The following is a 19,503-nucleotide window of genomic DNA, read 5'->3' as shown; positions in this document are numbered from 1 at the left end:
TATGCCAATACATGACAGGACACCCCGACCGCAGGAGTTTGCTGCGGTCGACCTCGGTTCAAACAGTTTCCATATGGTCATTGCGCGCGTTGTGGATGGCGCGATGCAAATTATCGGCCGGCTGAAACAGCGTGTCCATCTGGCCGATGGTCTCGGTGAAGACGGCAGGCTGAGTGAAGAGGCGATGGAACGCGGCTTAAGTTGCTTATCCTTGTTTGCTGAACGCCTGCAAGGTTTCGCGCCGTCGAGCGTCTGTATTGTCGGGACCCATACGTTACGTCAGGCGCTGAATGCCACTGATTTTCTAAAGCGTGCGGAAAAGGTCATCCCCTACCCCATTGAAATCATTTCCGGTAACGAAGAAGCTCGTCTGATTTTCATGGGCGTGGAACATACGCAACCGGAAAAAGGCCGCAAGCTGGTTATCGATATTGGTGGCGGTTCAACAGAACTGGTCATCGGCGAGAACTTTGAACCGAAGCTGGTTGAAAGTCGTCGTATGGGTTGCGTCAGCTTTGCGCAGCTCTACTTCCGGGGCGGCGTGATTAACCAGGAGAACTTCCAGCGTGCGCGGATGGCCGCTGCGCAAAAACTGGAAACATTGACCTGGCAGTTCCGCATCCAGGGCTGGAACGTTGCGCTGGGCGCTTCCGGCACCATTAAAGCGGCACACGAAGTGCTGCTGGAAATGGGCGAGAAAGATGGTTTTATTACGCCTGAGCGTCTGGATAAGCTGAAAGCTGAAGTTCTCAAACATCGCTCATTCGACGCGCTCAGTCTTCCGGGGCTTTCCGAAGAACGTAAAGTGGTTTTTGTACCGGGTCTGGCGATCCTGTGCGGTGTTTTTGACGCGCTGGCCATCCGTGAACTGCGACTTTCCGATGGCGCGCTGCGTGAAGGTGTCTTGTATGAAATGGAAGGCCGATTCCGTCATCAGGACGTGCGCAGCCGTACCGCCAGCAGTCTGGCGAACCAGTACAATATCGACAGCGAACAGGCAAGACGGGTGCTGGATACCACGATGCAGATGTATGATCAGTGGCAGTCGCAGCAACCTAAACTGGTGAACCCGCAACTGGAAGCGTTACTGAAATGGGCGGCGATGCTGCATGAAGTCGGGCTGAACATCAACCATAGCGGTCTGCACCGCCATTCAGCCTATATTCTTCAACACAGCGATCTGCCCGGTTTTAACCAGGAACAGCAAATGATGATGGCGACATTAGTTCGTTACCATCGTAAGGCCGTAAAACTGGATGATTTGCCCCGCTTTACCCTGTTTAAGAAGAAGCAGTTCCTGCCGCTCATCCAGTTGTTGCGCCTTGGCGTCCTGCTGAACAATCAGCGCCAGGCAACGACCACGCCGCCAACCCTAACGCTGATAACCCAGGACAGTCACTGGATTTTACGTTTCCCCCACGACTGGTTCAGCCAGAACGCGCTGGTTTTGCTCGATCTGGAAAGAGAGCAGCAATACTGGGAAGCCGTAACCGGTTGGCGTCTGACCATTGAAGAAGAAGAAAGCTCGCCCGATATTGCGGCATGATCCTCATTCAGGTGCCGGACTCCGGCGCCTGTTTCCCCAGCGTATCTTCCAGTCGCAGCGGCTCCCCTATCAGATAACCCTGCAGGTAATCGATACCCAGCGAGATAACCGCGCTACGTATCTCTTCACTTTCCACGTGCTCAGCCACCACCAACATCTTTTTCATGCGCGCCAGATGGCAAATGGAAGCCACAATCTGATAGTCGAGACTGTTCGAGACGATATTGCGAATAAAACTGCCGTCGATTTTGAGAATATTTGCGTTCACGTTTTTCAGACGTGCATAGCTCGCATACCCGGTGCCAAAATCATCAATAGCAATCTGACAGCCCAGTTGCTGCAATTGCGACAGGGTCGTTTGTGCATGCTCGGCATCGGCGAGGGCGTTACTCTCAGTGACCTCGAATATCAATTGCCAGGCTTCAACCTGGTAGTGAGTCAGCAGTTTACTCACCTCTATGGGGAAACGGGCACGACACACTGATGTCGGTGACAGATTGATGGCAAAACGCCGGGCAGGCATTTTTTGCCGATTCACCGCCATAAACTGCAATGTATGTTCAATAACCCAGAGATCGATACTGGAAGACAAACCAAACTCATGGGCGACAGGCAGAAAAATATCGGGATTAATCATCCCGCCGTTCTGATCTTTTAGCCGCAGCAGAATTTCATGGTAGACATCGCCGCGAACGCCCTGAATGGGTTGAGCCATCAGACAAAAGCGATCGTACTCCAGCGCCCGTTGCAGAAGATTCATCATCGCCACTTTGTCTTTCAGCCCGCGCTGCAGATTCATGGCACCGCGACGTTGCAGATTCTCCGGCGTATTTGTCACGATTGAAAGTTCAGCAACGGTACTTAATTCCCCCAATAACAGATAGATGTGGTTAACTGGCGAGCGGACATAGCAGTAACTGACCCCAACCTGCGGCTGCATTGGCATCCCATCCCATACAAATCGAAATTGTTTTATATGGTTATCCAGAGCGTCTATCCGCTGCTGGTGGGATTCAGTGTTCAGACGCAGCACCAAATCGTTGCCGGACAGTTGAAACACACACTCCTCTTGCGCCAATAACGGAGAGATCCAGTGGGAGAGTTGTTGCTTGTATTGAATGCGCAACATAATCCCATAATTTTTAATGAGTAATTCCATTCCTGGTACACGCAAATAACAGAGGGCAGACCAGGGGGCGCTTTTGAGAGCCCGGTTCAGCGCGCGTAAATTGGGAAGATGCACAACAGGATCAAAGTAAGCGAGACGGCGAGCACGGCTACTGACAATCCTCTGGCGCGTCGCCAGTATCGCCATATAATTCACAATAAATGAAAAAACCAGATAGCTCGAAGATGTAATAGCCAGTTGGGTATCGTAACCGGAATACAACGGCATATAACGGTGATAATAATTTATCGAGACTATGAGTATTATCGCCCATAACGGCGAAATAAATTTATAACCGTAACGCATTGCCCCCCATAACATAACGGGTAACAGGAGTGACAACGTATAGTTTGTGCTAAGTATTGAGCTATCTTCATCTAAAGGCATGCATAACAAAATCATCAGCATACCCAATACTATCAGCCAGATAGCTATTTCTTTTTTCGTTACTTTCGCATCAATTTGCAGTTTAAGTTGCGAAAAATAACCATATAAATAGCATGGGTTTCGTATAATGCGAATGATCAAATAGCACAGCGGAACCCCGACAAGATTTCCAACCAATAACGCCTGATAATCAATCAATGCTTTGATATTGAAAGGCATGACCCCCATCAAATGAGGTTTGCTATCATACATTCCCACAAAGGCGGCAAATTGAAATATGACTAAAAACAGCGATGCCGGGAAAAATACCTGCCAGAACATTCGCTGAAAGACTAACCGTACATCGCCATGATAGACATGCCCACGCCGCGGGGCGAACACATGATACCCTCCCCAACTGAGCACAACCGTTACCACAAAATGAATGATAATGGGCAGCGTCTCGTTCCATCCTACCTGCGAAAATTTAAACCAGAAGATAGCAATGGCAATTCCGGGTAACGCCGCCCAACCGAAAAATAGCATCAGGCTTAACATTAATGCCAGAGGCAGATAAAACAACACCACATTACCTGTTGCAGTACTTGCAAAGGTATTGGTATTACTCAATAAGGGTAATAACAAAGAGGGCAAGATGAGAGGCAGTGCCCACCATTTATCTCTGATACGAATATATAATGTCTTAAGGTTCATAGATGCTCAGCAGAACCTCCGTTTCCTGAAGGCTTTATTCAGACAGGCATCCCACCTGACGTCAGAAAAATGATAAAAAACTCATCACAATTGTGGAGCATAGATTTTAGTTATCGTCAGCGTGTAACATTTGACTTATGTCAAATAACTCACTTATCACTAATTAATTAGTGATTTATTTTTGTTGCTTTATCATTAAATTATTATTTATTTAAATATAAAATTTAATCTCATAACATTATATGATGAATTAACTGACGTAATTTTACATAATGAAGAATTGACCATCGCCTCACAGTGTGCCTTAATGTCATTATCGCCCACGCGTTGGGCCCACCCTAAGGAACCTTTTGTGAGTCAGGCAACCAGTATGCGAAAACGACATCGATTTAACACTCGCATGACCCGTATCGTACTGCTTATCAGTTTTCTCTTCTTTTTTGGACGCTTCGTCTACTCTTCCATTGGCGCCTGGCATCATCATCAGGATAAAAAAGAATCACAACAATCAACCCTGATAACTGAAACGCCATCACAGTCATATTCTGTTCGCGACTAAAAACTCCCCACATCGTTGTAATTTAATATATTTTCATTCAACCCTGGCATTGAGCAGTAAAAACGGGAGTACACAGACTCCCGTTTTGTTCAGACAAACACCCCGTGTACCGTTCTACAGGGTGACAATCGCAGGCTCGTCAAACGCGGTCAGTTTTGGCGCTTCACCGGTGAATTTCTCTGCGTAGACCAGTGACGTATTCCCCGCACAGCCGTTTGCCAGTCGGGAAGTCGGAATATCCGCGGTCAGTACGTTAGCACCGCCATTTTTACAGATCCCATTCTCCAGGTCCGGCCAGGCTCCTTCATGAATGCAGATAATCCCGGGTTTAATTCCATCACTGACGCGCGCGCCCACCAGCACTTGTCCGCGACCGTTCCATACCCGAACCAAATCACCATCGGAAATACCGCGAGCCTTCGCATCCTCCGGGTGAATGGTCACCGGCTCACGATTGGCAATGGCGTACTCTTTACGCAGTGAAGCGTAATTCAACTGACTGTGCAGGCGATGCGCAGGGTGAGCGGTCAGCAACTGCAACTGATCCTTATCCGCTGAGCCTTTCCACTCATCCGGTTCCAGCCATGAAGCATGCGGCGGGCAATCTTTGTACTGATATCCTTCAATCGTTTTCGAGTAGAGCTCAATCTTTCCGCTTGGTGTTCCAAGCGCATTCATCACCGGGTCGCTGCGAAAGTCAGCGTAACGGACATACTTGTTATTCTTCTCGTTCTCACGCATCTCGATCAATTTATTCTGTTGCCAAAAGGCATTGAACTGAGGCATCGCTACACGCTGCGTACGCGCGGCCTTTTGCGCAGCGTCGTAGAATTGCTTCAGCCACGCCATTTCATCTTTACCTTCGGTATAGACAGCTTTACCGCCCGCTTTGAGCATCTCTGCCAGATCGGCAAACACATCAAAGTCATTGCGCGCTTCAAATTGAGGCTCAATAACCTGCTTCATTGGCACCAGATGTTGGTTACTGTAATCCCCGGTCATGGTGAGATCGTTACGTTCAAACGATGTGGTAATCGGCAGAACAATATCGGCGTGTTTGGCTGCCGCAGTCCAGTAGCACTCAGAGATGACGACCAGCTCTGGTTTCTGCCACGCTTTAATTAAACGGTTCGTATCCTGGTGATGGGTAAAGTTCCCGCCACCTGCCCACCAGATCATTTTGATATCCGGGAAGGTTTGTTCTTTACCATTATGCTGATATTTTCCACCCGGGTTTTCGAGCGCTTCGACAATGCGCGCGACGGGAAGGCTCGTCACCGCGTCGGAAACCGCCCAGTCATTGCCTGCGGAGGAGCCGCCTTCAATCTTCGCTGAAATTGCAGGTAACACCCCGCCCGTGCGCGTCGGGTTACCGCCATTAGAATAATGGTAGGAGAAACCAAAGCCGCCGCCTTCCGTGCCAATTTGTCCCAACATGGCTGCCAGGGTTACCAGCATCCAGTGTTTTTGCTCACCATATTGCTGACGCTGAATGCCCCAACCCGCCATGAGCATCGTCTTATTACCGGAGAAGATTTCCGCCAGTTTCTCGATTTGCTCTGCAGGGACACCACATACGCCAGCGGCCCACTCCGCAGTTTTCTCTGTTTTATCGCTTTTACCCAGCAGGTACTCTTCAAACTGTGGATAACCGGTCGTGTATTTCTCAAGGAAGGCCTTATCATGCAGACCCTTTTTCACCAGCGTATGTGCAATGCCCAGCATCATCGCAACATCCGTCCCCATGTGCGGCGCAATCCAGGTGGCATTATCACCAAAAAATTCAATGGTTTCAGAGCGCATTGGGTCGATAGCAATCACGCTCTTGCCCGATTTTTTGAGCAAATTAAAGTACTCAAGTCCCTGCTCGTCAGTACTGCTCCAGGCAATTTTTAATGTGTTAAGCGGGTTCATCCCCCACAGCACCACAACCTGGCTGTGTTCAAGAATCATCGGCCACGTTGTTTGTTGTTCGTAGACTTCCACCGATCCGACGACATAAGGCAGGATCACTTGTGCCGCGCCGGTAGAATAATCACCGGAATGACCTGCATACCCCCCCGCCATGCTCATGTATCTCTGCAATAGGGTTTGCGCTTTGTGCAACACACCGCTGGAACGCCAGCCATAAGAACCGGCAAATACCGACGCAGGGCCATAGCTGCTACGGATCCGACTGTGCTGTTCATGGATAAGTTTGAGCGCCTGCTCCCAACTCACACGGACAAAAGGATCGCTTCCCCGATTACCCTCTGCCTTTCCTGGATTTTCCAGATAGCTTTTACGCACCATCGGATATTTTATACGCGCGCTGGTATGAACCTGGTCAGGTGCTGTCTGTTGCAATGAGTTAGGAATCGTTTTTTGTAATGCCCCTTTCGAAGAGACAACCTTCCCGTCTTTGACTTCAACATAAAGAGCCCCCCAGCGCGCCGCTGTCAGAACTGCGCCGCCCCCCGGATCTGCGGCCCAGGCGGGCATCGGGATCATTGAAGAAATCGCCATAGTCCCGGTTGCCGCGCCAGCCGTTTTGATAAAGTCACGTCTTGTGAGTTTCATGATTTCTCCTGGAGTTGTCGCTTATTTATGCATGTCTTTTGCGTTGTACTGGAAATAACGACTCAGAATATCCAGCTCGTTTTCACTGATATTGGTTCGTGCTCCCATCCCTTTTGCCACTGAAGGCCAGGCATTGAGGGTAAAGTGCTTCGCGGGGATCGGCGCATGGCAACCTGCGCAATACACATTGTCGAGCTTGCGCGCGTAATCCCACATCGGTTCACGGCTGGCCAGGGCAGAAGCGCTCCAGTCTCCCTGTAGCGCAACGTCCCGCCACGCATTGCCATACTCATCTTTCTTCCAGTCAGAGAGTACGTTCAGCGCCTGCTGTCCTTTTTCACTCAGGCTGGCAAGAATAAGTCGCTGACCTGCCGCGTAATAAATGACCTGTTCACTGCCCTGCATCTGGCTACCGCGAATTTCAACATGACGCGAGGTTCCTGAGGTTTTCAGCACATGCAGTTGTGTCGCCGGATATAGCGTCGCCAGATCGCCAAGCGCGCCGGCGCTGACAACATAGAGCTCTTTCGTTGATGCGGGTGTTGAGGCCGCCTGTGCTTCAAGCCCTTGTAACGCGGTATCGTCCATTTTTATTTCTGGCGGGAAGTGGGCGACCCCTTTGTGGCAGTCGATACAGGTTTGTTTTTCCTTTGCGCCCATCTCATGCATTTTTCGGGCATCCGCGCTTTGCGCTTCAAGATCCATGGCATCCATGCTGTGACAACTGCGACAGGTCGCGGAGTCATTGGCTTTGAGTTCTGCCCATACCGTTTGCGCCATTTCCAGACGATGGTCTTCAAATTTTTCGGGGGTATCGATCTTTTTGGTAATGAACTGGTGATAGATATCTTTCGACGCACGCAGTTTTGCGAACAGGTAATCCACACCACCCTGCGGAAGGTGACAATCTGCGCACTCCGCACGGATGCCCTTCTGGTTCTGAAAATGTTTGGACCCCAGATATTCCTCATAAGGCGCCTGCATCGTATGACACGACAAACAAAATTCCGTACTGGACGTTTTATGCAATGTCCATTGCGCGGCCAAAATCACAAACGCACCAAGAATGGCCCCCAGAAGCACCATCCATATAACCATTCTATTTATTTTTTTCATCGTCTACCCTGGTAAGTGCAAATACCCTTTTATAGGTAGACATTAAATAGGCGCTACAGCTGACTCATTGATATTCATCAATGGGAAAGGAAGAAGAAACAGACAAAGAGGAAATTATGAAGGAAGTCTCAGATTTACCCACAACGAGAGATTAAAACAAAAAATGCACTAAAAATAGTGAGTTAATATGTAAGCGGTAGATTATTAAACTACATAAAAAGAACCAATAAGAATAAAATGTTACCAACACTCAATATCATCATTTACATCTGAAAAATACTCATAGTTATATAAATAAATATACAATGATTTTTATCTAATGCCAGACGCCTTATATAATTCACGTCACTTATGATTATAAAAAGACATTCCAATAATATATTTAAAATATCCGAAAAGCGAAATCATTGACCACAATACGGCTTACGAACTATTTTTATCACCATAAACAAATCATTCAAACACTGCCACTTTATTTAATAAGATTCAAAAATATATTTATTTATAATAATGTTTACTGCCTTCATATTCATAAAATACATACAAAAAACCCTCTGTAAAAACAGAGGGTTGATTTTATTTTGTCCTGCGCATGAACAGAGCAGAGAGACTCGTGATTATTCCCACTCGATCGTAGCGGGTGGCTTACCGCTGATGTCATACACCACGCGGGAGATGCCATTCACTTCGTTGATGATGCGGTTGGAGACACGGCCCAGGAAGTCATACGGCAGATGCGCCCAGTGCGCTGTCATAAAGTCGATAGTTTCGACAGCACGCAGAGAAACAACCCAGTCGTACTTACGGCCATCGCCCATCACACCTACAGAACGAACCGGCAGGAAGACGGTGAACGCCTGGCTCACTTTGTTGTACAAGTCAGCTTTATGCAGCTCTTCGATGAAGATAGCGTCCGCACGACGCAGCAGGTCGCAGTACTCTTTCTTCACTTCGCCCAGCACGCGAACGCCGAGACCCGGCCCCGGGAACGGGTGACGGTAGAGCATGTTGTACGGCAGGCCGAGTTCCAGACCAATTTTACGCACTTCATCTTTGAACAGCTCACGCAGCGGTTCAACCAGACCCATCTTCATCTCTTTCGGCAAGCCGCCCACGTTGTGGTGAGATTTGATGACGTGTGCTTTACCGGTCGCAGAAGCTGCAGACTCGATGACGTCCGGGTAGATGGTACCCTGCGCCAGCCATTTCACGTCTTCCAGTTTCAGTGCTTCTTCATCGAAGACTTCAACAAAAACGCGGCCGATAATTTTACGTTTCGCTTCCGGATCGTTTTCACCCGCCAGCGCATCGAGGAAGCGTTTTTCACCTTCCACGTGAACGATGTTCAGACCGAAATGGTCACCAAACATGTCCATCACCTGCTCGGCTTCGTTCAGGCGCAGCAGACCGTTATCGACGAAGACGCAGGTCAGGTTTTTGCCAATCGCGCGATGCAGCAGCATTGCAGTGACAGAAGAGTCTACGCCGCCGGAAAGACCGAGGATCACTTTATCATCGCCCACCTGCTCGCGGATGCGGGCAACGGCGTCGTCGATAATTTTCGCCGGAGTCCACAGCGCTTCACACTGGCAGATGTCGCGCACGAAGCGCTCCAGCATACGCAGGCCCTGACGCGTGTGAGTCACTTCCGGGTGGAACTGCACGCCGTAGAAGCGTTTTTCTTCGTTGGCCATAATGGCGAACGGGCAGGTTTCGGTGCTGGCGACAGTGACAAAGTCAGCCGGGATTGCGGTCACTTTGTCTCCGTGGCTCATCCACACATCCAGCAGCGGTTTACCCTCTGCAGTCAGGGAATCTTCAATACCACGCGTCAGGGCGCTGTCGGTTTTCACTTCAACCTGCGCGTAACCGAATTCACGTTCGTTAGAGCTTTCAACATGACCGCCCAACTGCATTGCCATGGTCTGCATGCCATAGCAAACGCCGAAGACCGGAACACCCGCTTCAAACACATACTGCGGTGCGCGTGGGCTATTGTCTTCAGTGGTACTTTCCGGGCCGCCGGAAAGGATAATGCCGCTTGGATTGAATTCGCGAATTTGTGCTTCCGTAACATCCCACGCCCACAGTTCGCAGTAAACGCCAAGTTCACGCACGCGACGCGCAACCAGCTGAGTGTACTGAGAACCGAAATCCAGGATGAGAATGCGATGTTTATGAATGTTTTCCGTCATTGACGCTAATTCCGAGGCAAGTGAAACAGATTAAATAAATCGCCCGACACAAGGTCGGGCGAAGAAAATCAGGAGCCCAGACGGTAGTTCGGGGACTCTTTGGTGATCGTCACATCGTGAACGTGACTTTCCTGAATACCCGCACCGCTGATGCGTACAAACTCTGCTTTGGTACGCAACTCGTCGATGGTACCACAACCGGTCAGCCCCATACAGGAGCGCAGGCCGCCCATCTGCTGGTGAATGATCTCTTTCAGGCGGCCTTTATAGGCAACGCGACCTTCGATACCTTCCGGCACCAGTTTGTCAGCGGCGTTATCGCTCTGGAAGTAACGGTCAGAGGAGCCTTTGGACATCGCGCCAAGAGAACCCATACCACGGTAAGATTTGTAAGAACGGCCCTGGTACAGTTCGATTTCGCCCGGGGATTCTTCAGTACCCGCCAGCATGGAACCTACCATCACGGCAGCCGCGCCTGCTGCGATCGCTTTCGCGATATCGCCGGAGAAACGGATACCGCCGTCAGCGATAACCGGAATACCGGTACCTTCCAGCGCTTCAACTGCGTCGGATACCGCGGTGATCTGCGGAACCCCAACGCCAGTAACAATACGGGTCGTACAGATAGAACCAGGGCCGATACCGACTTTCACCGCGCTCACGCCAGCGTCAGCCAGCGCACGTGCGCCAGCGCCTGTCGCCACGTTGCCACCGATGATTTGCAGATCCGGGTATTTTGCACGGGTTTCACGAATACGCTGCAGAACGCCTTCAGAATGGCCGTGAGAGGAGTCGATCAGCAACACGTCAACACCGGCAGCGACCAGCGCATCAACGCGCTCTTCGTTGCCCGCGCCCGCGCCGACGGCTGCGCCAACGCGCAAGCGGCCATGCTCATCTTTACAGGAGTTCGGTTTACGTTCCGCTTTCTGGAAGTCTTTTACGGTAATCATGCCGCGCAGATGGAAACCACTGTCAACCACCAGGGCTTTTTCAACGCGTTTTTCGTGCATTTTCGCTAACACAACGTCACGGGCTTCGCCTTCACGAACGGTGACCAGACGCTCTTTCGGCGTCATGTATACGCTTACCGGCTGATTCAGATCGGTCACAAAACGGACATCACGACCGGTGATAATGCCGACCAGTTCGTAGTCTTCAGTGACGACCGGGTAACCGGCAAAACCATTACGTTCGGTCAACTCTTTGACTTCACGCAGCGTGGTGGTAGGCAGGACAGTCTGTGGGTCGGTCACGACACCAGATTCATGTTTTTTCACGCGGCGAACTTCTTCAGCCTGGCGCTCAATAGACATGTTCTTGTGGATAAAACCGATGCCGCCTTCCTGCGCCAGGGCAATCGCCAGACGCGCTTCCGTCACGGTGTCCATTGCTGCGGAGAGCATAGGGATGTTCAGGCGAATGGTCTTCGTTAACTGCGTGCTGAGATCGGCAGTATTCGGCAGAACGGTAGAATGAGCGGGAACGAGGAGGACGTCGTCAAACGTCAAAGCTTCTTTAGCAATACGTAGCATGGGCAATATCTCTGACCTGGGGGTGGTTAAATATTGCCGTGGCATTATACAGAGCGGAACCGATTGCTTCCACACTTTTTTGAAAATAATACTTGCGCTCCTCTGTGGGCGGGTTACTATCGACTGAATAACCTGCTGATTTAGAATTTGATCCCGCTCACATGTTATCCGCTCAAACCTCCTCAATCTTTACTGTTAGCCGCCTCAACCAGACGGTTCGTTTGTTGCTTGAACAGGAAATGGGGCAGGTGTGGATCAGCGGTGAAATCTCGAATTTTACCCAGCCCTCTTCCGGTCACTGGTACTTCACGCTAAAAGACGATACCGCTCAGGTTCGCTGCGCCATGTTTCGTAACAGCAACCGCCGCGTCACCTTTCGCCCACAGCACGGTCAGCAGGTGCTGGTTCGCGCCAATATTACGCTCTATGAGCCGCGCGGCGATTATCAAATTATTGTCGAAAGTATGCAGCCTGCGGGAGAAGGGTTACTTCAGCAGAAATATGAGCAGCTAAAAGCAACGCTGCAGGCAGAAGGTCTTTTCGATCAACAGTTAAAGAACCCCCTTCCCTCGCCTGCGCACTGCGTAGGGGTGATTACCTCTAAAACCGGCGCGGCGCTGCACGATATTCTCCACGTTCTGAAACGTCGCGATCCGTCGCTGCCGGTGATCATTTACCCGACGGCGGTACAGGGCGATGACGCGCCGGGGCAAATCGTCCGCGCCATTGAACTGGCGAACGCGCGCAACGAGTGTGACGTGTTAATTGTCGGGCGCGGCGGTGGTTCGCTGGAAGATTTATGGAGCTTCAACGACGAACGCGTTGCACGGGCCATTTTTGCCAGCCGGATCCCGGTGGTCAGCGCCGTCGGCCACGAAACCGACGTCACGATTGCTGATTTTGTTGCCGACCTGCGGGCGCCAACCCCTTCCGCTGCGGCGGAAATCGTCAGTCGCAATCAGCAAGAATTACTGCGCCAGGTGCAGTCTGCACAGCAACGACTGGAGATGGCGATGGATTATTATCTCGCCAACCGCGCCCGCCGTTTTACCCAGCTCCATCACCGCTTACAGCAGCAGCACCCGCAGCTACGACTGGCGCGCCAGCAAACCACGCTGGAACGTCTGCAAAAACGGATGCGTTTTGCCCTGGAAAACCAGCTCAAACGCGCGTCGACGCAACAGCAACGTCTGGTTCAACGCCTGAATCAGCAAAGTCCACAGCCGAGAATTCATCGTGCCCAGACGCGTATCCAGCAACTGGAATATCGCCTGGCAGAAACCTTCCGTGCGAAGCTCAGCGCCACGCGTGAACGCTTCGGTAACGCCGTGACCCACCTTGAGGCTGTCAGTCCGCTTTCTACACTGGCGCGTGGGTATAGCGTAACCCGCACTGCCGATGGCGCAGTGCTGAAGCAGGTTAAGCAGGTGAAGGCAGGAGAAAGAATGACCACTCGCCTGAACGATGGCTGGGTGGAGAGCCAGATAACCGACGTTAAGCCCGTGAAAGCGCCCCGAAAACGCAAACCCGCGAGTCAGTAATCGCGTTATTCGTTATTAATGACGAACTCAACCCGTTTTTTTGAAATAAGACCGTGTCCGTTCTGACAAAAGTAATCCACCGCGCCACAGGCTTTTAAAACCTGCAGGGGCTGATGGCAATCCGGGCACCGGGGTTCCAGTTTGAAATCTTTTTCACATGAGACACAGTGCGCTGTTTCGCCATTACGTTCCAGTGCCTGGTGACAGACGGGACAAATGAGTTCCATACATCCTCCTCATATTCCTGTTGATGGCACCCTCCCCGGAGCGGAGAGGGTGAGCAGATTACTTACTTTTCTTGATGTGCTTAATCAGACGCTTACGCTTACGCATCTGGGTCGGGGTCAGCGTATTGCGTTTGTTGGCAAACGGGTTTTCCCCTTCCTTAAACTGAATGCGGATCGGCGTCCCCATGACTTCCAGCGACTTACGGAAGTAGTTCATCAGATAACGCTTGTAGGAATCTGGCAAGTCTTTTACCTGATTACCGTGGATCACCACAATTGGCGGGTTATAACCACCGGCATGGGCGTATTTCAACTTCACGCGGCGGCCACGCACCAGCGGCGGCTGGTGATCTTCTGCCGCCATCGTCATGATACGGGTCAGCATCGCCGTGCTCACGCGACGCGTTGAGCTGTCGTACGCCTCACGAATAGATTCAAACAGGTTGCCGACACCGCTGCCGTGCAAGGCAGAAATAAAGTGTACGCGGGCAAAGTCGATAAAGCCCAGACGGAAGTCCAGAGTCTCTTTTACCTGCTCTCTAACTTCCTGGCTCAGGCCATCCCATTTGTTCACCACAATAACAAGTGAGCGCCCACTATTGAGGATGAAGCCCAGCAGCGACAGATCCTGATCGGAAATACCTTCGCGCGCATCAATCACCAGCATCACCACGTTGGCGTCTTCAATCGCCTGCAACGTTTTGATTACGGAGAATTTTTCTACCGCGTCAGTAATTTTACCGCGTTTACGAACCCCCGCAGTATCAATCAGTACATACTCACGCTCATCGCGCTCCATCGGGATATAGATGCTGTCACGCGTCGTGCCCGGCATGTCATAGACGACAACACGATCTTCACCCAAAATACGGTTAGTAAGTGTGGACTTACCTACGTTCGGGCGGCCAACGATAGCCAGCTTAATCGGCAAATCTTGCGGGTTGAAATCATCTTCCGGCTCTTCTTCACCATTTTCTTCGGCTTCAAATTTCGCCCAATACTCCGCATCTTCATCGACTTCTTCCTGCGGAGCAACATCATCCATCCACGGCAGCAGCACGTGTTCCAGCAGGCTCAGTACGCCACGCCCATGGGATGCCGCAATCGGGTGGATTTCACCTAAACCCAGTGAATAGAAATCGACAATCGCCTGGTCAGGATCAAGCCCGTCAGTTTTGTTGGCAACGAGGAACGTCGGTTTCTGGCGAGAACGCAGATGCTGGGCGATGGCTTCATCGGCAGGCATCAGCCCTGCTCGCGCATCAACCATGAACAACACCACATCGGCTTCTTCAATCGCCAGCAGCGACTGTTCCGCCATACGCGTCTCGACGCCGTCTTCAGTGCCATCAATACCGCCGGTATCAATGCAGATAAACTCGCGGCCTTCAACTTCCGCACGACCGTACTTACGGTCACGAGTCAGACCCGGGAAATCCGCAACCAGCGCATCTCGGGTGCGAGTTAGACGGTTAAATAACGTGGATTTTCCAACGTTAGGGCGCCCGACAAGCGCGACCACAGGTACCATGTTTAAAGCCTCATTTAAAAAATCATCAGACAACGCGCACATTTTATGCCGTTGTTAAAAACAGTAAAACGGCCCCTGCACCAGGAGCCGTTTTTCAAAGCGAGCGGCCGTGACGGTTAACGTGTAATAGAATACACCGTGCCGTCTTTTGCCTGGAGCAGCAGTTTACCATCAGCCGATACCGGTTCAGTCAGTAAACCGGAGCCGTCTATTTTTTGCTGTGCCACGAAACGACCATCTTCAATGTTGAGCCAGTGCAGATAGCCTTCGCTGTCGCCGACCACTAAGTTGCCATTATACAACGCAGGTGAGGTCAGCAGACGGTGTAAGAGATCGCTTTGCGTCCACAGGGTCACACCACCGTCAGTGGTCAACGCCATGATACGGTCATTCTGGTCAACGAGATAAATACGGTTGCCGTCGACGATAAAGTCATTTACCGAACCCAGCTCGCGTTTCCACATAATCTGACCGCTGCGCAGATCAAGCGCCGTCAGGTTACCATTATAAGCCAGTGCGTAAACGACGCCATTGACGATGACCGGCGTTGTATCAACGTCGCTCAGGCGGTCAATTTCAGTCGTCCCTGTGGTTTGCGAAATACGCTGCTGCCAGATCATCTGGCCCTGCTGCATCAGTACCGCACTTACACGACCATTGTCGCCACCCACAATCGCAGCGCCATAAGCGGTCGCTGGGGCAGACTCGCCACGCAGGGAGAGCGACGGCATATCAAGGTTAACGGTCCATTTGATAGCACCATCAGCCTCGTTTAACGCCTGGAGTTGACCGTTGCTGGTATGAATCAGCACCACGCCATCACTGACCACCGGGCGGGACAACGCTTCACCGGCGACTTTCGTCTGCCATGCTGGCGTACCGTCGCTGGTATTCAAGGCATACACCTGCGCTTTTTCACTGCCGATATAAACATGGCCGCCAGAAACGGTCACACCGCCAGAGAGTTGCGCAGAGGCTCTGGAGAACCACCCGTCTTTCTCTCCCAGATTAACAGACCAGACTTCTTTGCCATCGTCTGCATTCAGTGCCTTAACAACGCCAGCACGATCGGCTGCATAGACGACGTTATCCGCCAGAGCAGGATGAAGATTGGAATAGAAATCACCAATACCGTTGCCTACAGAGGTGCTCCAGGCCGTAGACGGTTGAAACTGATTTTCAACTACAGGTAACGGGGACATCTTAACGACATCTTCTTCGCCACTAAACAGTGAACAGCCGCTCACCAGGCTCACGGAAAGCAGCCCTGGCAGAAGTAATTTACGCAATTGCATCGGGTCCCTCTCAGATGGACAAATTATTGATTTTCATCTGCATCATTTCGCTCAGCGCTGGGGTAGCGTCGCTCTTCACGCCTGCTTCCCATGCACTACGCGCGCCTTGTTTATCACCTTTACTCAGCAATGCTTCCCCACGCAAATCGGCTACAATGGCTGCCCACCCTTCACCTTTGATGGTGTCGAGCGTTTTCAGCGCAGTATCCGCTTGCTTGAGTTGCACCTGAACACGGGCCAGACGCAGATTGATCACCGCTTTGAGATTCTCATCGCTGGTGGCCGTCAACCCCTGTTGTAACTGGGCTGCGGCTTTCTCAAGTTCATTTTTATCAACAAACTGCTGCGCCAGTTCCATAGAGGCCAGCGCGCCGTAAGTATTTTTATTTTCTGCCGCAAATTTCTCCGCAGCAGGAAGGCCCTCCGGTTTGCCCGCACTCACTGCGGTTACCGCATTTTGATAGGCCAGAGAAGCAGAACGTGCTGATTCTGTCTGATGACTGGTCCAGTAGCGCCAACCTACCAGCGCACCTACCCCTAAAATAACCCCAACAACCAGCGCTTTACCGTTCTCAGCAAAGAAACGTTTGATCGCATCAATCTGATCGTTTTCGTTCTCGTAAATTTCCACGCTGTCCTTCTCCTTAACGAGTCAAAGTGCGCAAGTGTGCGGCAACGCTATCCTGCGCGACTGTCGTTTGCTCACCAGAGCGCAAATCCTTCACGACAACAGTACCGTCAGCCACTTCAGTCTCACCCAGCACCAGCGCAACGCTGGCACCCCATTTGTCGGCACGGGCAAACTGTTTTTTAAAGTTGCCGCCACCGTGGTTTGTCATCAGTTTTACGCCTGGAATTTCATCACGCAGACGTTCAGCGAAGATCATTGCAGCAGACTGCGTACCCACGCCTGAAGCGACCAGGTATATATCGACAACAGGATCGACGTTAAATTCCGGATTAACTGCCTGAACAAGCAAAACAAGTCGTTCCAGACCCATGGCAAAACCTACCGCCGGGGCTGCGCGACCGCCAAGTTGCTCCACCAGACCGTCATAACGACCACCCGCACATACGGTGCCTTGCGAGCCCAGGCTGTTAGTGACCCATTCAAAGACGGTACGGTTGTAGTAGTCAAGACCGCGCACCAGACGCTGGTTGACGGTGTAGGCGATACCTGCTGCTTCAAGCAGTTTGCACAGACCGGCGAAATGTTCGCGTGAGTCGTCGTCCAGATAATCACCCAGTGCCGGGGCGTCGTTGAGCAACGCCTGCACTTCCGGATTTTTGGAATCCAGGACACGCAGCGGGTTGGTGTACATACGGCGTTTGCAGTCTTCGTCCAGCTTCTCTTTATGCTGTTCGAGGAAGGCAACCAGCGCATCACGATAGTTAGCGCGAGCTTCAAGTGAACCGATAGAGTTCAGCTCAAGGCTAACATGTTCAGAAATACCCAGCGCACGCCACCAGCGCGCAGTGAGCAGGATCAGCTCAGCGTCAATGTCCGGGCCTTGCAGGCCAAACACTTCGACACCCAACTGATGGAATTGACGATAACGTCCTTTCTGCGGACGTTCGTGGCGGAACATCGGCCCGATATACCACAGACGCTGTTCCTGATTGTACAGGAGACCATGTTCGATGCCGGCGCGTACACAGCCCGCCGTCCCTTCGGGACGTAATGTCAGGCTATCGCCGTTACGGTCCTCAAAGGTGTACATCTCTTTTTCAACCACGTCAGTAACTTCACCGATCGCGCGTTTGAATAACGGGGTCTGCTCTACAATCGGCAAGCGGATTTCACTGTAACCGTAGCTGCCGAGCACGTTTTTGAGTGTGCCTTCAATGCGCTGCCAGATGGCGGTTTCGCCAGGCAGATAATCGTTCATGCCGCGAATGGCTTGAATGTTTTTTGCCACGTTTATTCTCTTTCTGAATATAAAAATGAACCCTCAGCGCTTCCCCAAACGGTGCGGGAGCCATGCGGGTTCAATCATACACGGGAAGCACGCCGCTTCCCATCACGTTATTATTTTTCAACCTGCTGCACGTCAATTCGACGTGCTTCATCCAGGATGCTGGCTTTCGCACGAATACGGGCTTCAAGCTGCGTGATCATATCGTCGTTGTCGAGTCGGTCTTTACGCACACCGTCTTCATAGAGGCCGCTTTTCTTATTACCGCCCGTCACACCCAACGTAGAAACCAGCGCTTCGCCCGGCCCGTTGACAACGCAGCCGATAATCGAAACGTCCATTGGCGTAATGATATCTTCCAGACGTTGTTCCAGTGCGTTCACCGTACCGATGACGTCGAACTCCTGACGAGAACAGGTTGGGCACGCGATAAAGTTGATTCCGCGGGCACGAATACGCAGCGATTTCAGAATATCGAAACCGACTTTGATCTCTTCCACCGGATCGGCAGCCAGCGAGACGCGCAGCGTATCGCCAATCCCTTCCGACAGCAGTAACCCCAGACCAATTGCTGATTTCACTGCGCCACTGCGTGCGCCGCCCGCTTCGGTGATCCCGAGATGCAGGGGTTGTTCGATCTGACGCGCCAGCAAACGATAGGATTCCACCGCCAAAAAGACATCGGAGGCTTTAACGCTGACTTTAAACTGGTCAAAATTGAGGCGTTCGAGATGATCCACATGGCGCATTGCGGATTCCAGCAACGCTTGCGGTGTAGGTTCACCGTATTTTTCCTGAAGATCTTTTTCCAGCGATCCGGCGTTAACACCGATGCGGATCGGGATGTTTTTGTCGCGAGCGCAATCCACCACCATGCGAATACGCTCTTCGCTGCCAATATTGCCTGGGTTAATCCGCAAACAATCGACACCGTACTCCGCCACTTTTAGCGCAATGCGATAATCAAAATGGATATCGGCGACCAGCGGTACGTTGACCTGCTGTTTGATCAGTTTAAACGCTTCGGCAGCGTCCATTGTCGGCACAGAGACACGAACAATATCGGCACCAACGCGTTCAAGCGCTTTGATTTGATTGACCGTCGCCGCCACATCCGTGGTACGCGTATTGGTCATAGATTGTACGGCGATGGGGGCGCCATCGCCAATCGGCACATTCCCAACGTAAATACGCTTCGACTTTCTACGTTGAATTGAAGCCTGGTTATGCATGAA

General features: G+C 51.4%; 14 protein-coding genes. 3 read left to right on the top strand and 11 right to left on the bottom strand.

Annotated features, from left to right (window positions below; translation table 11 throughout):
* Position 1 precedes the first annotated feature (1 nt).
* Complete coding sequence (gene ppx / locus ACO7SM_RS05885; RefSeq protein ID WP_490470070.1) at positions 2–1,546, top strand: exopolyphosphatase; 1,545 nt, start codon at positions 2–4, stop codon at positions 1,544–1,546.
* A 7-nt stretch (positions 1,547–1,553) separates the two neighbouring features.
* Here ppx and ACO7SM_RS05880 read toward each other — a convergent pair whose 3' ends face one another.
* Positions 1,554–3,794: a bifunctional diguanylate cyclase/phosphodiesterase gene (locus tag ACO7SM_RS05880; RefSeq protein ID WP_490470069.1), complete on the bottom strand. Its 2,241-nt coding sequence runs from the start codon at positions 3,792–3,794 to the stop codon at positions 1,554–1,556.
* Positions 3,795–4,146: 352 nt separating this feature from the next.
* On the opposite strand from ACO7SM_RS05880, the gene ACO7SM_RS05875 reads away from it, so the two are divergent.
* Entirely contained in the window at positions 4,147–4,353 is a 207-nt protein-coding gene (locus ACO7SM_RS05875) for a YfgG family protein (RefSeq protein WP_490470068.1), read from the top strand.
* A 114-nt stretch (positions 4,354–4,467) separates the two neighbouring features.
* Here the strand turns inward: ACO7SM_RS05875 and ACO7SM_RS05870 are convergent, their stop codons facing one another.
* From ACO7SM_RS05870 to guaB, 4 genes are all read right to left on the bottom strand, one after another.
* On the bottom strand, positions 4,468–6,912 hold the full coding sequence (locus tag ACO7SM_RS05870; RefSeq protein ID WP_490470067.1) for a trimethylamine-N-oxide reductase 2: 2,445 nt from the start codon (positions 6,910–6,912) through the stop codon (positions 4,468–4,470).
* A 21-nt stretch (positions 6,913–6,933) separates the two neighbouring features.
* Positions 6,934–8,028, bottom strand: a complete 1,095-nt coding sequence (locus ACO7SM_RS05865) for a NapC/NirT family cytochrome c (protein WP_490470066.1) — start codon at positions 8,026–8,028, stop codon at positions 6,934–6,936.
* A gap of 617 nt (positions 8,029–8,645) precedes the next feature.
* Positions 8,646–10,223 carry a glutamine-hydrolyzing GMP synthase gene (guaA, locus tag ACO7SM_RS05860; protein ID WP_203360425.1) on the bottom strand — a complete coding sequence of 526 codons (1,578 nt, stop codon included), beginning with the start codon at positions 10,221–10,223 and terminating at the stop codon, positions 8,646–8,648.
* Between the two features lie 68 nt (positions 10,224–10,291).
* Positions 10,292–11,758, bottom strand: coding sequence for an IMP dehydrogenase (gene guaB / locus ACO7SM_RS05855; protein ID WP_203360424.1), 1,467 nt, complete (start codon positions 11,756–11,758; stop codon positions 10,292–10,294).
* 161 nt (positions 11,759–11,919) lie between these two features.
* Between guaB and xseA the strand changes: the two genes are divergently transcribed.
* On the top strand, positions 11,920–13,299 hold the full coding sequence (gene xseA / locus ACO7SM_RS05850; protein ID WP_490470065.1) for an exodeoxyribonuclease VII large subunit: 1,380 nt from the start codon (positions 11,920–11,922) through the stop codon (positions 13,297–13,299).
* 5 nt (positions 13,300–13,304) lie between these two features.
* On the opposite strand, the gene ACO7SM_RS05845 is transcribed toward xseA, so the two are convergent.
* The 6 genes from ACO7SM_RS05845 to ispG form a co-directional block, all read right to left on the bottom strand.
* On the bottom strand, positions 13,305–13,526 hold the full coding sequence (locus tag ACO7SM_RS05845) for a zinc ribbon domain-containing protein (protein ID WP_490470064.1): 222 nt from the start codon (positions 13,524–13,526) through the stop codon (positions 13,305–13,307).
* Between the two features lie 58 nt (positions 13,527–13,584).
* Positions 13,585–15,057 carry a ribosome biogenesis GTPase Der gene (der, locus tag ACO7SM_RS05840; protein ID WP_490470063.1) on the bottom strand — a complete coding sequence of 491 codons (1,473 nt, stop codon included), beginning with the start codon at positions 15,055–15,057 and terminating at the stop codon, positions 13,585–13,587.
* 116 nt (positions 15,058–15,173) lie between these two features.
* Positions 15,174–16,352 (bottom strand): outer membrane protein assembly factor BamB, encoded by a 1,179-nt coding sequence (bamB, locus tag ACO7SM_RS05835; RefSeq protein WP_490470062.1) that lies wholly within the window; start codon positions 16,350–16,352, stop codon positions 15,174–15,176.
* Positions 16,353–16,362: 10 nt separating this feature from the next.
* Positions 16,363–16,983, bottom strand: a complete 621-nt coding sequence (locus ACO7SM_RS05830; protein ID WP_490470061.1) for a YfgM family protein — start codon at positions 16,981–16,983, stop codon at positions 16,363–16,365.
* A gap of 13 nt (positions 16,984–16,996) precedes the next feature.
* Positions 16,997–18,271 (bottom strand): histidine--tRNA ligase, encoded by a 1,275-nt coding sequence (gene hisS, locus ACO7SM_RS05825; protein WP_490470060.1) that lies wholly within the window; start codon positions 18,269–18,271, stop codon positions 16,997–16,999.
* A gap of 110 nt (positions 18,272–18,381) precedes the next feature.
* Complete coding sequence (ispG, locus tag ACO7SM_RS05820) at positions 18,382–19,500, bottom strand: flavodoxin-dependent (E)-4-hydroxy-3-methylbut-2-enyl-diphosphate synthase (protein ID WP_490470059.1); 1,119 nt, start codon at positions 19,498–19,500, stop codon at positions 18,382–18,384.
* Between the last annotated feature and the right edge of the window lie 3 nt (positions 19,501–19,503).

The organism is Citrobacter sp. LJND-P06, from assembly GCF_058188415.1.
Note: the sequence above shows the minus strand (reverse complement) of the source record. Positions and strands in the feature narration are given on the sequence as shown.

Coding starts and splice junctions, on each gene's coding strand:
- ppx (WP_490470070.1), top strand. CDS start 2: ATGCCAATACATGACAGGACACCCCGACCGCAGGAGTTTGCTGCGGTC.
- ACO7SM_RS05880 (WP_490470069.1), bottom strand. CDS start 3,794: ATGAACCTTAAGACATTATATATTCGTATCAGAGATAAATGGTGGGCA.
- ACO7SM_RS05870 (WP_490470067.1), bottom strand. CDS start 6,912: ATGAAACTCACAAGACGTGACTTTATCAAAACGGCTGGCGCGGCAACC.
- ACO7SM_RS05865 (WP_490470066.1), bottom strand. CDS start 8,028: ATGAAAAAAATAAATAGAATGGTTATATGGATGGTGCTTCTGGGGGCC.
- guaA (WP_203360425.1), bottom strand. CDS start 10,223: ATGACGGAAAACATTCATAAACATCGCATTCTCATCCTGGATTTCGGT.
- guaB (WP_203360424.1), bottom strand. CDS start 11,758: ATGCTACGTATTGCTAAAGAAGCTTTGACGTTTGACGACGTCCTCCTC.
- xseA (WP_490470065.1), top strand. CDS start 11,920: ATGTTATCCGCTCAAACCTCCTCAATCTTTACTGTTAGCCGCCTCAAC.
- ACO7SM_RS05845 (WP_490470064.1), bottom strand. CDS start 13,526: ATGGAACTCATTTGTCCCGTCTGTCACCAGGCACTGGAACGTAATGGC.
- der (WP_490470063.1), bottom strand. CDS start 15,057: ATGGTACCTGTGGTCGCGCTTGTCGGGCGCCCTAACGTTGGAAAATCC.
- bamB (WP_490470062.1), bottom strand. CDS start 16,352: ATGCAATTGCGTAAATTACTTCTGCCAGGGCTGCTTTCCGTGAGCCTG.
- ispG (WP_490470059.1), bottom strand. CDS start 19,500: ATGCATAACCAGGCTTCAATTCAACGTAGAAAGTCGAAGCGTATTTAC.